The 15,510-nt window shown below is 69.9% G+C and carries 13 protein-coding genes; all 13 read right to left on the bottom strand.

Annotated features, from left to right (window positions below; all coding sequences use genetic code 11):
* Positions 1-26: 26 nt before the first annotated feature.
* Positions 27-515 carry a CvpA family protein gene (locus tag ACEN96_RS13645; RefSeq protein WP_495583641.1) on the bottom strand — a complete coding sequence of 163 codons (489 nt, stop codon included), beginning with the start codon at positions 513-515 and terminating at the stop codon, positions 27-29.
* Between the two features lie 64 nt (positions 516-579).
* The gene (locus ACEN96_RS13640) at positions 580-1,545 is read right to left on the bottom strand and encodes an SPOR domain-containing protein (protein WP_495583640.1); all 966 of its coding nucleotides are present in this window, start codon (positions 1,543-1,545) and stop codon (positions 580-582) included.
* Between the two features lie 152 nt (positions 1,546-1,697).
* Positions 1,698-3,077 carry a bifunctional tetrahydrofolate synthase/dihydrofolate synthase gene (gene folC / locus ACEN96_RS13635; RefSeq protein ID WP_495583639.1) on the bottom strand — a complete coding sequence of 460 codons (1,380 nt, stop codon included), beginning with the start codon at positions 3,075-3,077 and terminating at the stop codon, positions 1,698-1,700.
* An 80-nt stretch (positions 3,078-3,157) separates the two neighbouring features.
* On the bottom strand, positions 3,158-4,030 hold the full coding sequence (accD, locus tag ACEN96_RS13630; protein WP_495588527.1) for an acetyl-CoA carboxylase, carboxyltransferase subunit beta: 873 nt from the start codon (positions 4,028-4,030) through the stop codon (positions 3,158-3,160).
* Between the two features lie 52 nt (positions 4,031-4,082).
* Positions 4,083-4,880 (bottom strand): tryptophan synthase subunit alpha, encoded by a 798-nt coding sequence (trpA, locus tag ACEN96_RS13625; RefSeq protein ID WP_495588526.1) that lies wholly within the window; start codon positions 4,878-4,880, stop codon positions 4,083-4,085.
* A complete protein-coding gene (gene trpB, locus ACEN96_RS13620) occupies positions 4,877-6,196 on the bottom strand; it encodes a tryptophan synthase subunit beta (RefSeq protein ID WP_495588525.1) in 1,320 nt (439 codons plus the stop codon). The genes trpA and trpB overlap by 4 nt, the downstream gene beginning before the upstream one ends.
* A gap of 43 nt (positions 6,197-6,239) precedes the next feature.
* Entirely contained in the window at positions 6,240-6,875 is a 636-nt protein-coding gene (locus ACEN96_RS13615) for a phosphoribosylanthranilate isomerase (RefSeq protein WP_495588524.1), read from the bottom strand.
* Between the two features lie 34 nt (positions 6,876-6,909).
* Positions 6,910-7,692 (bottom strand): tRNA pseudouridine(38-40) synthase TruA, encoded by a 783-nt coding sequence (gene truA / locus ACEN96_RS13610; RefSeq protein WP_495588523.1) that lies wholly within the window; start codon positions 7,690-7,692, stop codon positions 6,910-6,912.
* A gap of 101 nt (positions 7,693-7,793) precedes the next feature.
* A complete protein-coding gene (locus ACEN96_RS13605) occupies positions 7,794-10,490 on the bottom strand; it encodes a FimV/HubP family polar landmark protein (protein WP_495588522.1) in 2,697 nt (898 codons plus the stop codon).
* A gap of 383 nt (positions 10,491-10,873) precedes the next feature.
* On the bottom strand, positions 10,874-12,004 hold the full coding sequence (gene asd, locus ACEN96_RS13600) for an aspartate-semialdehyde dehydrogenase (protein ID WP_495588521.1): 1,131 nt from the start codon (positions 12,002-12,004) through the stop codon (positions 10,874-10,876).
* A 125-nt stretch (positions 12,005-12,129) separates the two neighbouring features.
* Positions 12,130-13,251, bottom strand: coding sequence for a 3-isopropylmalate dehydrogenase (gene leuB, locus ACEN96_RS13595; RefSeq protein WP_495588520.1), 1,122 nt, complete (start codon positions 13,249-13,251; stop codon positions 12,130-12,132).
* 7 nt (positions 13,252-13,258) lie between these two features.
* The gene (gene leuD / locus ACEN96_RS13590) at positions 13,259-13,909 is read right to left on the bottom strand and encodes a 3-isopropylmalate dehydratase small subunit (protein ID WP_495588519.1); all 651 of its coding nucleotides are present in this window, start codon (positions 13,907-13,909) and stop codon (positions 13,259-13,261) included.
* Between the two features lie 127 nt (positions 13,910-14,036).
* On the bottom strand, positions 14,037-15,482 hold the full coding sequence (gene leuC, locus ACEN96_RS13585; RefSeq protein WP_495588518.1) for a 3-isopropylmalate dehydratase large subunit: 1,446 nt from the start codon (positions 15,480-15,482) through the stop codon (positions 14,037-14,039).
* Between the last annotated feature and the right edge of the window lie 28 nt (positions 15,483-15,510).

Genomic DNA, 15,510 nt, shown 5'->3' with positions numbered 1-15,510 from the left:
AGCGAAGGCCGGGGCGCTCGTGACGCTCAGGCCGGAATGTAGTCGTGCAGGGCCTCGGGCAGCAGCGGCCGGACCTGCGCCAGCGCCGCCTGCAGCCATGGGGCGGCTTGGGACCCGGTCCACGCCGCCGACTTCGCGGCCGGCGTCATGCCGACGATGACGGTGGCCAGCAGCGCCAGCAGCGCCGCGCGCAGCACGCCGAAGCCCGCGCCGCCGAGCCGGTCCAGCACGCCCAGCGGCGTCGCGTGGATCAGCGCCCGGATCAGCTTCGCGCCGATGCCCCAGATCAGCAGCACCAGCACGAAGGCCAGCACCAGGCCGATCGCATGGGCCATCGCCGGGCCCGGTCTGTCCAGGGGAATGAAGCGCTCGACCATCGGCGCGACGTAGGGCGCCGCCACGTAGGCCACCGCCCAGCCGGCGAGCGTCATCACCTCGAAGACCAGGCCGCGCCACGCGCCCAGCAGCACGGACACGGCCACCAGGGCCAGCAGCGCAAGGTCGACCCAGTTCATCGGGGCGACCGGTTCGGCTTGAGAGGGTCATGGCGGTCCATCGGGCGATCTCCGTGCCGGCCGGTCAGAGCGTCAGCACGGCGGGAGCGAGACCACCGCCGCGGACCTTCGCCGCGGCCTTGTCGGCCTCGTCCCGCGAGTTGAACGGGCCCACGCGGACGCGGACGCGCTTGCCATCGGCGGTGTCGACCGCCTGCGTGTAGGTCTTCAGGCCCATGCGCTCGACCTTGGCGCGCACGTCCTGCGCGGCCTTGCCATCGGCATAGGCGCCGACCTGGACGATGAAGCGCGCGCCGGAGGCGGCGGCATCGGGTTTTCTATCTGGCGCGGCGCGGCCCTCCAGCAGCGCCTGCGCGCGGGCCGAGTCGGCGGTGCGGTGGTCGGACCTGGCCTCCGCCGGCTTCGGGTCCGGCTTGGGCTCGGGCTTGCGTTCGGGCTTGGCCTCGGCCACCTTCGGTTCGGGCTTGCGCTCGGGCTTGGGCTCGGCGCGCTCGGGCCTGGCGTCCGGTTTCGCGTCGGGTTTGGCGTCAGGCCTGGCTTCGGGCTTGGCTTCGGGCTTGGGTTCGGTGCGCGCGGGCGGCACCGGGTCCGGCACCGGCACGGCCTGGGCGACGCGCGCCGGCGGCGGCACGGCGCGGTCGGCGGCGGCCTGCTCGGGGGTCTCGGTGATGATGCCGCGGCCGGCGTCGCCATCGGTCGCCGCGCGCGGCGTCTGCGCCGCCGGGGCGGGAATCGCCAGCGGCACGGCGCCGTCCTTGCGCGGGATGTCGATCGGGAGGTCCACCGGAATCGGACGGGGCTGGGTCTCGAACAGCAGCGGGAACACGATCACCGCGATGCCCACCAGCACCGCCGCGCCGATCAGCCGGCGGCGGGCCCTGAGGCGCAGTTGCTGGACGTCATCGACCGCGTCCGCGCCGCCACGTCCGCGGCCACGCCCGCCGTCGCCGGAACGGCCCCGATCGCGCTCGGCGCCTCGGTCACCGGAGTCGTTCGCTTCGCCGCGCTTCAGGAAGGACAGAAAACCCATGGAATCGGAAGGCCTGGTTGTTGCCGCGGGATCACCGGACTGAAGCCGCCTCTGGAGCGGAAAGCGGCCCTTCCGCATCTACGGTCAGGGCCGCCGGCTTCAACTGCGACAGGTTCGAATGCAGCGTTGCGATGCGTTCAACGGAAGCCGGATCAAGGCTGGGATTCCGGCTGGACGCCGCTGCCCAGTCTCGGGATGCCATGCTTGAGCACGCCGCCCACGGTGAAGAACGAACCGAAGACCAAAATTCTATCAGCGGGGTCCGCCTCGGCCGCCGCCGCGGACAGGGCCGCCATCGGGTCCGGATGCAGCGAATGCCCCACCGCCTTGGGCGTCTGCAGCGCGCCCGCCGCGCGGGCCTCGCCGAAGCGCTGCTCGAGCGCCTGGGCGGTCGCCGCACGGGCGATCGGCAGGTCGCAGAAATGCCAGTGGTCGATCAGCGGCGAGATCCGGGCCAGGATGTTGGCCAGGTCCTTGTCGGCCATCGCGCCAAATACCGCGCGCGTTCGCGGATAGAAGCCCATCTGATCCAGGTTCTGCGCCAGCGCCGCCACCGCGTGCGGGTTGTGCGCCACGTCCAGCACCAGCATCGGGGAGCCTGGGATCACCTGGAAGCGCCCCGGCAGCTCCACCAGCGCGAGGCCGGCCCGCACGGCCTGGGCGGAGATCGGCAGGCGCTCGTACAGCGCCTCGAACACCGCCAGCACGCCCGAGGCGTTCAGCAACTGGTTGACGCCGCGCAGCGCCGGATAGGACATGCCGCTGTAGCGCCGCGCGCGGCCGGCCCACTGCCACTGCTGGCGGTCGCCCGAGTAGCTGAAATCGCGCCCGAGCTGGCGCAGGTCCGCGCCGATGGCTTCGGCATGCGCCGCGACCGAGGCCGGCGGCATCGGGTCGGAGACGATCGCCGGCTTGCCCGGCCGCATGATGTGCGCCTTCTCGCGCCCGACCGACTCGCGGTCCGGGCCGAGGTACTCGGTGTGGTCCAGGTCGATGCTGGTGATGACGCTGCAATCGGCGTCGATCACGTTGACCGCGTCCAGCCGGCCACCCAGGCCGACCTCCAGGATCACCAGGTCCAGCGGCTCCGAGGCCAGGCGGTGCAGGATCGCCAGCGTGGTGAATTCGAAGTAGGTCAGCGTCAGCTCGCCGCGGGCCTGCTCGACCGCCTCGAAGTGCGGCAGCAGCGAGGCCGCGTCCACCGGCGCGCCGCCGACGCGGCAGCGCTCCTGGAAGTGCACCAGGTGCGGCTTGATGTAGAGGCCGACGCGGTAGCCGGCCTGCAGCGCGATGCTCTCCAGCATCGCGCAGGTCGAGCCCTTGCCGTTGGTGCCGGCCACCATCACCACCGGCGTGTCGGCGCCGAAGCGCAGGCCCAGCCGGTCGCGCACCTCGGCGACCCGGGCCAGGGTCATGTCGATCTCCTTGGGGTGCAGCCGTTCGCAGCGCGACAGCCAGGCCTCCAGCGCCTGCTGGGCATCGCCGCCCGGGGCCAGTTGCGGGATCGACAGGTCGTTCGGGGAAGAAGTCATCGGAATGTCCAAGGCTCAAATGAAGACGGCCAGACCGGGTCCGGTCTGGCCGTGCTGAGTACCGGGACCGCCTGGTTGCGTCAGGCGACCGCGTCGGCGCTCTGGCGCTGGAGGATGGCCAGGTTGCGGGCCACGACCTCGCGCAGCTTGCGGCGGTCCACGATCATGTCGATCGCGCCCTTCTCCATCAGGAATTCGGCGCGCTGGAAGCCGGCGGGCAGCTTCTCGCGCACGGTGTTCTCGATCACGCGCGGGCCCGCGAAGCCGATCAGCGCCTTGGGCTCGGCGATGACGATGTCACCCACGAACGCGAAACTCGCCGAGACGCCGCCCATGGTCGGGTCGGTCAGCACGCTGACGTAGGGCAGCTTCGCCTTGGCCAGGCGCGTCAGCGCGGCGTTGGTCTTGGCCATCTGCATCAGCGAGAGCAGGCCTTCCTGCATCCGCGCGCCGCCGGTGGCGGTGAAGCAGATGAAGGGGGTCTTCTGCTCCAGCGCGGTCTCGACGCCGCGCGCGAAGCGCTCGCCGACCACCGAGCCCATCGAGCCGCCCATGAAGTCGAACTCGAAGCAGGCGACGACCACGGGGATGCTCATCACCGCGCCGCCCATCACGATCAGCGCATCGGTCTCGCCGGTGTTCTCCAGCGCTTCCTTGAGCCGGTCGGGATACTTCTTGCTGTCCTTGAACTTCAGCGCGTCGACCGGGAGCACTTCCTGGCCGACCTCGTAGCGCCCTTCCCCGTCCAGGAACGCGTCCAGGCGGGCGCGGGCGCCGATGCGGTGGTGGTGGCCGCACTTCGGGCAGACGTTGACGTTCTGCTCGAGGTCGGTCTTGTAGAGCACCGTCTCGCAGGACGGGCACTTGATCCACAGGCCTTCCGGCACCGTGCGGCGCTGGTCGGGATCGGTCTGCTGGATCTTGGGCGGGAGAAGTTTCTCAAGCCAACTCATGGCGGGCTCCTATGTCTGTCGCGAAACGCGAAAGCGGGGCAGATTGCCCCGCTCAGGCGTCCAGCGCGGCGCGGATGTCTCGGATGAAGGCCGCAGCCTGGATCGCGACATTATCCCTGGATTGCACCTCGATCAGCTGAACCAGGGCCGAACCGATCACCACCGCGTCCGCATGCCGGGCCACGGCGGCGGCCGTCGCCCCGTCACGGATGCCGAAACCCACGCCCAGCGGCACCTTCACGTGCCGGCGCAGGCGCGGCATGGCGCTGGCGACGGCGCCGGTGTCCAGGTGGCCGGCGCCGGTCACGCCCTTGAGCGAGACGTAGTAGACGTAGCCGCTGGCCAGCCGGCCCAGGCGCTCGACGCGCTCGTCGGTGGAGGTGGGCGCCAGCAGGAAGATCGGATCCAGCCCCTTGGCCTTCAGCGCGGTGGCGAAGGCTTCGCACTCCTCGGGCGGATAGTCGACGACCAGCACGCCGTCGACGCCGGCCGCCTGGGCTTCGGTGACGAAGCGGTCCAGGCCGAAGCGTTCGACCGGGTTCGCGTAGCCCATCAGCACGACCGGCGTGTCCGCGTCCTGCTGGCGGAAGGCGCGCACCATCTCCAGCACCTGGGTCAGCGTGATGCCCTTGAGCAGCGCGCGCTCGCTGGCGCGCTGGATGACGGGGCCATCGGCCATCGGGTCGGAGAACGGCACGCCCAGTTCGATCACGTCGGCGCCGGCCTTGGCCATCGCCAGCATCAGCTCGACCGTCACGTCGGCGTACGGATCGCCGGCGGTGACATAGGGGATCAGCGCCTTGCGGCCCGCGGCGGCCAGCCGCGCGAACGTGGCCTGGATGCGGCTCATCGGGCACCTCCCTTCACGGCATGGCCGGCCATCGAGGGCCGGTCGAAATACTCGGCGCCCGACAGGTCGGCGACGGTGCCGATGTCCTTGTCGCCGCGGCCGGACAGGTTCACCAGCAGGTGCTGGTCGGGACGCATCGTCGGCGCGAGCTTGATCGCGTGCGCGAGCGCGTGGCTCGATTCCAGCGCCGGGATGATGCCCTCGGTGCGGCACAGCCGGTGGAAGGCGGCGAGCGCCTCGGCATCGGTGGCGCCGACGTACTCGGCGCGGCCGATGTCCTTCAGGTAGGCGTGCTCGGGGCCGACGCCGGGATAGTCCAGGCCGGCGGAGATCGAGTGGGTCTCGATGATCTGGCCCGCGCCGTCCTGGAGCAGGTAGGTGCGGTTGCCGTGCAGCACGCCCGGCGAACCCGCGCTCAGCGTGGCCGCGTGCCTGGGCGTGTCGACGCCCTGCCCCGCCGCCTCGACGCCGATCAGGCGCACGTCCTGGTGGGGGATGTAGGGATAGAAGATGCCGATCGCGTTGCTGCCGCCACCGACGCAGGCGATGACCGCATCCGGCTGCCGGCCGGTCATCGCGGGCATCTGGATCAGGCACTCGCCGCCGATGATGCGCTGGAAGTCGCGCACCATCATCGGATAGGGATGCGGGCCGGCCACGGTGCCGATGATGTAGAAGGTCGACTCGATGTTGGTGACCCAGTCGCGCATCGCCTCGTTGAGCGCGTCCTTCAGCGTCCTGGAGCCGGACTCGACCGGCACGACCTTGGCGCCGAGCAGGTTCATCCGGTAGACGTTGGGCGACTGGCGCTTCACGTCCTCCGAGCCCATGTAGACCACGCACTCCATGCCGTAGCGGGCGCAGATCGTGGCGGTGGCCACGCCGTGCTGGCCGGCGCCGGTCTCGGCGATGACGCGCTTCTTGCCCATGCGGCGCGCGAGCAGCGCCTGGCCGATGGTGTTGTTGACCTTGTGCGCGCCGGTGTGGTTCAGGTCCTCCCGCTTGAGGAAGATCTGCGCGCCGCCCAGCTCGCTGCTCAGGCGGCGGGCGTGATAGATCGGGCTCGGGCGGCCGACGAAGTGGGCCAGCTCGTACTGGAACTCGCGGATGAACTCCGCGTCCTGGCTGTAGCGGGCATAGGCCGCATTGAGCTCGTCGAGCGCATGGATCAGCGTCTCGGCGACGAAGCGGCCACCGTAGTAGCCGTGGGCGTCGGCCGTCGGCACGGGGCCGAAGCGGCCTTGCGCGTCGGGCTGCGCGTAGCCGGGCAGCGGTCCCGTGACGAACGGGATCGAATCGGGAATGGTCTTGGACATGAGGGGTCCTCGGTGAGGATGCCCGCGCGCGATCAGGAAGGGATCACGCCGACTTCAGGCGGTCGGCCTCGCGCACGGCATCGCAGAACTGGCGGATCTTCGCGGCGTCCTTGAGGCCCTTGGCGGCCTCCACGCCGGAGCTGACGTCAACGGCCCAGGGCCGGACCTGCCGCACGCCATCGATCACGTTGGCTGCACTCAACCCACCAGACAAAACGACCGGAGAGGGAACGCTTGGAGGCAGCAGTGACCAATCGAAGACCTTTCCGCCTCCACCGTAGCCGTCGACGAAGGTGTCGACCAGCACGGCCTGGGCGCGGGAGAAACGAGTCGCGAAGTCTAGCAAATCGAAGCCCGGCGCCATGCGCGCCGCGCGCAGATAAGGGCGCGACCAGCGGTCGCAGTCCTCGGGCGCCTCGTCGCCGTGGAACTGCAGCGTCAGCGTGGGGATCGCGGACAGCGCCGCGTCGATCTCGGCGACCGGCGCGTTGACGAAGAGGCCCACCGGCGTCACGAACGGCGGCAGGCGCCGCGCCAGCTCGGCGGCGCGCGCGACGCTCACGGCGCGCGGGCTCTTGTCGTAGAAGACCAGGCCGATGGCGTCGGCGCCGGCCTCGACGGCCGCGTCGACATCGGCTTCACGCGTCAGGCCGCAGATCTTGATTCGGGTTCGGCTCATGGGGCGGAGTCTTTCCAGGCGCTGGGACCGGCGCTCACGGGAGCCAGTCCATCGCGGCGGTGTGCCGCGGCAGGTTCAGGTGATCGTCGTAGGTGGGACCGACGAAGTACAGGCCGTCCGGCGGGAAGGTCGGCGCCGCCGCGTCGCGCGAGCGCGCCGCCAGCACCTCGTCCATCCATGCGGGCGGCTGCTGCCCGGCCCCCACCGCGACCAGGCAGCCCATGATGTTGCGGATCATGTGATGCAGGAAGGCGATGCCGTCGAACTCGAAGCGCCAGTAGGCGCCGCGCTTCTCGACGGAAATCCGATGCAGCGTCTTCACCGGCGAGGCCGCCTGGCATTCCGCCGAGCGGAAGGAGCTGAAGTCGTGCTCGCCGACCAGCCGCCGGGCCGCGTCGCGCATCGCGTCGCCGTCCAGCGGGCGGAAGGTCCAGCCGACGCCGTGCGCCTCGATGGCGGGCCGCACGTTGGACTCCAGCAGCAGGTACCAATAGCGCCGGCCGCGCGCCAGGTTGCGCGCATGGAAGTCCTCGCCGGGGAAGGCGGCCCACTGGATCGCGATGTCGCGCGGCAGGTAGCGGTTGACGCCGCGCACCCACGAGAACGGCTCGCGGTCGACCGGCGAGTCGAAATGCACGACCTGGTTGAGCCCGTGCACGCCGGTATCGGTGCGGCCGGCGCAGATGGTGCGGATCGGCTGCGCGGCGAACTGCGCGAGCGCCGCTTCCAGCGCGTCCTGCACGGTGCCGCCGCCGGGCTGGCTCTGCCAGCCCTTGTAGGCCTCGCCGCGGTAACTCACGCCCAGCGCCACGCGCATGCAGGTCTCCGGATCTCAGGAAGGGAGGACGCGCAGCGGGCGCCCCAAAAAGAAAAGGCGCCCGGCCAGGGCCGAGCGCCTTGTCGCGAAGGACCCGCAGTTTAGCGAAGCTGGTCCAGCATCTGCTGAGCACGGTCGCGCAGCGGGCCGCCGGCCTTGCCGACCAGCTCCTGCAGCACGTCGCGGGCGCCTTCGGTGTCGCCGATCTGGCGGAATTCCTCGGCCAGTTCCAGCTGACGCTGCAGCGCTTCGTCGTCGTTCGGATCGATGCTGTCCAGGTCGACGCCCAGGTCGTCCAGACTCATCGTGTCGGCGCTTGCCGGCTTGAGGTCGGGCAGCGCGTCCAGGTCGGGCAGGTCGACCGAGGGGATGTCCTCGATGTCGCCGACCTTGCTGATCGTGCGCTCGTCGCGGCTGGCCGGGGTGGCGGCCGGCAGGTCCAGGTCGATGCTCGACAGGTCGAAGTCCAGCGAATCGGCCGACGGCGCGGCCGGCGACGCGGCGGGCGTGCCGCCGAGGTCGTCCAGGTCGCCGAGGTCGAACTCGAGTTCATGGGCATGGGCCGCGGCCGGCGCCGCCGGGGGCGTGCTCAGGTCCAGGTCCATGTTCATCGGCGCCTGGCTGCCGGACGACGGCAGCGCCTGCGTGGCGGCCATCGCCTGCGCCGGGGCCGGGGGCGAGCCCAGGTCCAGGTCGAGGTCCAGGTCCATCAGGCTGGACGGGCCGGCATCGCGGGGAGCGGCCGCGGCAACAGCCGCGCCTGCCGCGGCGGTCGCCGCCGCGCGGGCCAGCGCATCGCCGCCCGGATGGGCCAGGCCAGCGGCCGGCAGCGTGCTCGCGTTCATCGGCTCGGGGCGCTCATCGTCGCTCTCGAACATCGTCGGCGCGCCGCCCGGCTGGTACAGCGGATTGTCCGGATCGACCTGGCGGCCGAGTTCCTGGACCTTCAGCCAGTCCTCGCCCTGACCCCGGGTCTCGGCGTACAGCTGCACCGACAGCTGCTCGAAGCCCTTGATGTCGCGGCGCTTGCCGTAGACCTCGAGCAGCTTCAGGCGGATCGCCAGACGCTCGGGGTTGGCGCGCAGCGCTTCCTTCAGGATTTCCTCGGCCTGCAGGTCGCGGCCGTAGGCCAGGTAGACGTCGGCCTCGGCGACCGGATCGACGTCGCCGATCGCGTCGAGCTGGCTCAGCGAGTAGCTCATCGACGACTGGCCGGTGGTCGACGCATCACGCGTGTCGACGCGCTGGCCGCCGCTGTGGCCGAAGAACGAATCCGGCGCCAGGCGGCTTTCGGCAAAGGCGGTCTCGGAACGCGAGGCCGCGTCGCGGCGGGCGCGCCAGCGGTTGTAGCCGATGCCGCCGACCACCACGAGCAGCGCCGCGCCGATGGCGGGCAGGTAGTCGGTCAGCGAGTCCAGGAAGCCCGGCTCTTCCGGCGCGGGCTTGGGCGCCGGCACGGCGCGCGGCGCCGAGGCGGCGACCGGTGCCGACGCCGGCGTGACGGCCGCGACCGCGGAGGAGGCGCTGGCGGCGGTTTCAGCGGCAGGCACGTTGGCCGCCACATTCACGGCGGGCGCGGAAGCGACCACCGGCGCGGGAGCCGGAGCCGGAGCCGGGGCCGGGGCCGGAGCCGGTGCGGGGGCCGGCGCGGCGGCCGTAGCCGCCACCGGCGCGGACGCCTTCGTGGCGGCGGAGAGCTTCTTCAGCTCCTCGACGTTGCGGGTCAGCTCGGCGACGCGCGCGGCGGAATCCTTCTTCTCGGTTTCCTTCGAGACCTTGGCCTCGCCGCCCGCGGTCTTGGGCTTGCTCAGCGTCAGCTTGTCCGGCGTGGCCGAGGTCGCCGGCTTGCGGTCCTCGACGGCGGCCTGCACCGAGCCCTTGGCCTGGCGGGCGTTCTCGTCGGGCTTGAGCGTCGGCGCGGCTTCGGCCAGGCGCTGGCGGTAGCCGCCGAAATCGCTGCTCTGCGCCTGGATGACGCGGCGCGCCTCCTGCGGCGTGATGGACTGGACCGTGTCGCTGCCCGGCACCGACAGCACCGCGCCCGACTTCAGCCGGTTCATGTTGCTGTTGATGAAGGCATCCGGATTGCTGCGATACAGGCCCACCAGCATCTGGTCCAGCGAGACGCCGGAGGGCTGCGTGCGGCCCGCGATGCGCGACAGCGTGTCGCCGGGCTTGACGGTGTATTCGGAGGCTCCGGCGTTCGGTCCCGGCGCCGCGGCGGGCGACGGAGCCGGCGCGGGACGCGGCGCGCGAGCGGTCACGGCCGGCGCGGGCGGCTGGCTCACCGGCGCGGCCGGGGCGGACGCCACCGGCGGCTGGGTGCGGGCCACCGGCGCGGCCGGCGCGGCGGCCGGCGATGGCGCGGGCGCCGAGATCACCGGCGAGGTGGTCGCCTCGGGCGCGCGGGCGACGTTGCCGTTGCTCGGCGGATCGAACAGCAGCGTGAACTCACGGGTCAGGCGGCCGCTGGACCAGTTCAGCTCGAGGATGACGTCGACGAACGGCTCCTGGATGGCGCGGTCGCTGCTCAGTCTCAGGTAGGGCCGGCCGTCGGCGCGGCGCGCGAGCTGGACCTGCGTGCTGGCCAGCACGCCGTTGTAGTCCAGGCCCGAGGCGCGGTAGGACTCCGGCGGCGCCACGCGCAGCTTGAGCGAACTGGCCTCCTCCGGACTCAGGCTGCTGACGTCGATCTCGGCGCGCAGCGTTTCGCCGAGCGCCGATTGCACCGTCAGTTTCCCCAGTCCCAGACCCCAGGCAGAGCCCGCCGCCAGTCCCAACGCGGTGACCGCGGCCACCTGGCTCAGCGCAAATCGCGCATATGCGCTCGCATGTTTTTTCAAGGCGTCCCCCAAAGCAACAAAGCGGCCCACCCTGCGGACCGCTTGTCATGACGTATTGTTGTTGTGCGGCTGATGCGCCCGCGCAGGCTCCCAGCCCTTCCCGCGGTAGAAAATCACAACGGTGGCAAGCATATACGCATCGTTGCTGAGGTAGCTCATGAATAACATCGATGAGCTAGCCTTGATTCACAGGTCGTTACGGCCTTGTCGCTAGAAGGCAACGCGGCGCGACTCCTGGCAATCCCTAATCAGACGGAAAAAAAGCGGTGGCAGTGCCACCGCTTTCACCGGATGGGCGCGGGATGGGCGCAGGATGCGCCGAACCCGTGCGGGCAGCCTCAGCGATCCAGCAGGATGCGCAGCATGCGGCGCAGCGGTTCCGCGGCGCCCCACAGCAGTTGGTCACCGATCGTGAACGCGCCGAGGTACTCAGGACCCATCGCCAGCTTGCGGATGCGGCCCACCGGGATGGTCATCGTGCCGGTGACGGCCACCGGCGTCAGGTCCTTGATCGTGGCCTCGCGGGTGTTGGGCACGACCTTCACCCAGTCGTTGTCGGCGGCGATCATGGCCTCGATCTCATCCAGCGGCACGTCCTTCCTGAGCTTGAAGGTCAGCGCCTGCGAGTGGCAGCGCATCGCGCCGACGCGCACGCAGAAGCCGTCCACCGGGATCGCGGCGGAGCCGAAGCCCTCGCCCAGGCCGAGGATCTTGTTGGTCTCGGCCATGCCCTTCCACTCTTCCTTGGACTGGCCGTTGCCCAGGTCCTTGTCGATCCACGGGATCAGCGAGCCGCCCAGCGGCACGCCGAAGTTGGCGACCTCGTCACCCGACAGCGCGCGCTGCCTGGCGATGACCTGGCGGTCGATCTCGAGGATGGCGCTCTTCGGGTCGTCGAGCAGCGAACGCACGGCGGCGTTCAGCGTGCCGTACTGGGTCAGCAGCTCGCGCATGTGCTGCGCGCCGCCGCCCGACGCGGCCTGATAGGTCTGCGTCGACATCCACTCGACCAGACCGGCCTTGTACAGCGCGCCCACGCCCATCAGCATGCAGCTGACGGTGCAGTTGCCGCCGATCCAGTCCTTGCCGCCCTTGGCCAGCGCATTCTTGATCACCGGCATGTTGACCGGGTCCAGCACGATCACGGCGTTGTCCGCCATGCGCAGCGAGGACGCGGCATCGATCCAGTGGCCATTCCAGCCCGCGGCGCGCAGCTTGGGATAGACCTCGGTGGTGTAGTCGCCGCCCTGGCAGGTGATGATGATCTCGCAGCGCTTGAGCTGCGACAGGTCGAACGCGTTCTGGAGCGCGGTCTCGTTCTTCGCGAACGACGGGGCGGTGCCGCCGGCATTCGAGGTGCTGAAGAACAGCGGCTCGATCAGATCGAAGTCGCGCTCCTGCGCCATGCGGTCCATCAGCACCGAGCCGACCATGCCGCGCCATCCCACCAAACCAACCAATGTCGTCATTTGCTTACCTTCGTTGAAAGACCCGGCTCTGCCGGGCATCGCCCAAACACCGTCACAAACCCTGGGGAGCCTGCCCGGCTCGCTTCGCCGGGTTTGTGAGTTGGGGCGAGACGAACCGGAGCTTGCTAGCTCTTGATGGTTTTGGTCGTGGTAATGGACGTGGCGATGCCTTTGGACGCCGTGACGGCGGTCACGACGGCATCACCCATCTCGCGCGTGCTCACCTTCCGGGTGCCCTCGCTCCAGATGTCCGCGGTACGCAGACCCTGGGCCAGCACGGACTGAACCGCCGACTCGATGCGAGCGGCGGCTTCGGGCTGGTTGAGGGAGAACTTGAGCATCATGGCAGCGGAGAGGATTGTAGCCAGCGGATTGGCAATCCCCTTTCCTGCTATATCTGGCGCGCTGCCATGACTCGGTTCGTACAGACCTTTGTTGTTCTTGTCCAACGAGGCACTGGGCAGCATGCCGATCGAGCCGGTCAGCATCGCCGCCTCGTCCGACAGGATGTCGCCGAACATGTTGCCGGTGACGACGACGTCGAACTTCTTGGGCGCCTTGACCAGCTGCATCGCGGCGTTGTCGACGTACATGTGCTCGAGCTCGACGTCCGGGTACTGCTGGTGGACCTCGGTCACGACGTCCTTCCAGAACTGGAAGGTCTCCAGCACGTTGGCCTTGTCGACCGAGGTCACCTTGCGGTTGCGCTTGCGCGCCGCCTGGAAGGCGACATGGGCGATGCGCTCGATCTCGGGGCGCGAGTAGCGCATCGTGTCGAAGGCTTCCTCGCTGCCGGGGAAGTGGCCGTCGACGGCGGTGCGGCGGCCGCGCGGCTGGCCGAAGTAGATGTCGCCGGTGAGCTCGCGAATGATCAGGATGTCCAGGCCGGCGACCAGCTCGGGCTTGAGGCTGGACGCGTGCGTCAGCTGCTCATAGCAGATCGCGGGGCGGAAGTTGGCGAACAGGCCCAGCGCCTTGCGCAGACCGAGGATGGCCTGCTCGGGACGCAGCGCGCGCTCGAGCTTGTCGTACTTCCAGTCGCCGACGGCGCCGAACAGCACCGCGTCCGCGTTCTGCGCCAGCTTGAGCGTGGCCTCGGGCAGCGGATGGCCGGCGGCCTCGTAGGCGGCGCCGCCGACGGGCGCGGTCTCCATGTCCAGCGGCAGGTCCAGGACCTTGAGGACCTTGACGGCCTCCGCGACGATTTCGGTGCCGATGCCGTCACCGGGCAGGACTGCGATCTTCATGGGGTCCTCAGCGAGTAATTCGGTTGTTGAGCCACGGCTTGGTGGCGATGCGTTCGGCCTCGAAGGCCTTGATCTTGTCGGCGTGGCGCAGCGTCAGGCCGATGTCGTCGAAGCCGTTGAGCAGGCAGTACTTGCGGAACGGCTGGACGTCGAAAGGCAGCTCCTGGCCGTCGGGCTTGACGACGACCTGGCGCTCCAGGTCCACGGTCAGCTGGTAGCCGGGGAAGGCGAAGACCTCGTCGAACAGGCGCGCGACCTGGCTCTCCGGCAGCACGATCGGCAGCACGCCGTTCTTGAAGGTGTTGTTGAAGAAGATGTCGGCGAAGCTCGGCGCGATCAGCGCGCGGAAGCCGTACTGCTGCAGCGCCCAGGGCGCGTGCTCGCGGCTGGAGCCGCAGCCGAAGTTGCCGCGCGCGATCAGGATCGAGGCGCCCTGGTAGCGCGGCTGGTTCAGCACGAAGTCCGGATTGGGCTTGCGCGAGGCCGGATCCTGACCCGGCTCGCCGTGATCGAGGTAGCGCCACTCGTCGAAGAGATTCGGGCCGAAGCCGCTGCGCTTGATCGACTTGAGGAATTGCTTGGGGATGATCGCGTCGGTGTCGACGTTCTCGCGATCCATCGGGGCCACGAGGCCCTTGTGCACGGTGAACTTGTCCATCACTCGCTCTTTCTGATTGCCTTGCTTCAGCCTCGGCCGCATTGACCAAGCGGGCACCGGCGACCGGCTTTGCCGGGCGCCTGGTGACGCCCCCTCGAGGGGGCGCGCGAAGCGCGTAGGGGGTGGGTCATGCCAGGCGGCGCACGTCGACGAAGTGACCTTCCATCGCGGCCGCCGCGGCCATCGCGGGGCTGACGAGGTGGGTGCGGCCGCCGGCGCCCTGCCGGCCTTCGAAATTGCGGTTGCTGGTCGAGGCGCAGCGCTCGCCCGGCTCGAGGCGGTCGGCGTTCATCGCCAGGCACATCGAGCAGCCCGGCTCGCGCCACTCGAAGCCGGCGGCCTTGAAGATCTGGTCCAGGCCTTCGGCCTCGGCCTGCGCCTTCACCAGGCCGGAGCCCGGCACCACCAGCGCCAGCTTGACGTTGCTGGCCACGCGGCCGCCCAGGCGCTTCACGATGGCCGCGGCCTCGCGCATGTCCTCGATGCGGCTGTTGGTGCAGCTGCCGATGAAGACCTTGTCGATGCGGATGTCGTTGATCGCCTTGTTGGGCTCCAGCGCCATGTACTGCAGCGCGCGCTCGATGGCGCCGCGCTTGACGGCGTCCTTCTCCTTGTCGGGATCGGGCACGCGATCCTCGATGGACAGGACCATCTCGGGCGAGGTGCCCCAGGTGACCTGCGGACGGATCTGCGCGGCGTCCAGCTCGACGACCGCGTCGAACTTCGCGCCCGCATCGGAATGCAGCGTGCGCCAGTACTGCACGGCCTGGTCCCATTCGACGCCGGAGGGGGTGAAGGGGCGGCCCTTGACGTACTGGATGGTGGTGTCGTCGACGGCGATCAGGCCGGCGCGGGCGCCCGCCTCGATCGCCATGTTGCAGACGGTCATGCGGCCTTCCATCGACAGCGCGCGGATGGCGCTGCCGGCGAACTCGATGGTGTACCCGGTGCCGCCGGCGGTGCCGATGCGGCCGATGATGGCCAGCACGATGTCCTTGGCGCCGACGCCGGGCATGACCTGGCCCTCGACCTTGATCAGCAGGTTCTTCGCCTTCTTGGCCAGCAGCGTCTGGGTGGCCAGCACGTGCTCGACCTCGGAGGTGCCGATGCCATGCGCCAGCGCGCCGAAGGCGCCATGCGTCGACGTGTGGCTGTCGCCGCAGACCACCGTCATGCCGGGCAGCGTGGCGCCCTGCTCCGGGCCGATCACATGGACGATGCCCTGGCGCCTGTCGCTCATCTTGAACTGCGTGATGCCGAAGCGGTCGCAGTTCTTGTCCAGCGTGTCGACCTGCAGGCGCGAGACCGGATCGGCGATGCCCTGGCTGCGGTCGGTGGTCGGCACGTTGTGGTCGCTGACGGCCAGGTTGGCCGACAGGCGCCAGACCTTGCGGCCGGCCAGATCGAGGCCCTCGAAGGCCTGCGGGCTGGTGACTTCATGGACCAGGTGGCGGTCGATGTACAGGACGGCGGTGCCGTCCTCCTCGGTGTGCACCACGTGCTCGTCCCACAGCTTGTCGTAGAGGGTGCGGGGCGAGCCGGCAATGGCGGCGTTGGCGATGTTGGCGGTCATGGGATGGCTCTCCATCACTTCAGTTCAG

It is taken from the genome of Roseateles sp. Mitsp63 (assembly GCF_059491535.1).
Note: the sequence above shows the minus strand (reverse complement) of the source record. Positions and strands in the feature narration are given on the sequence as shown.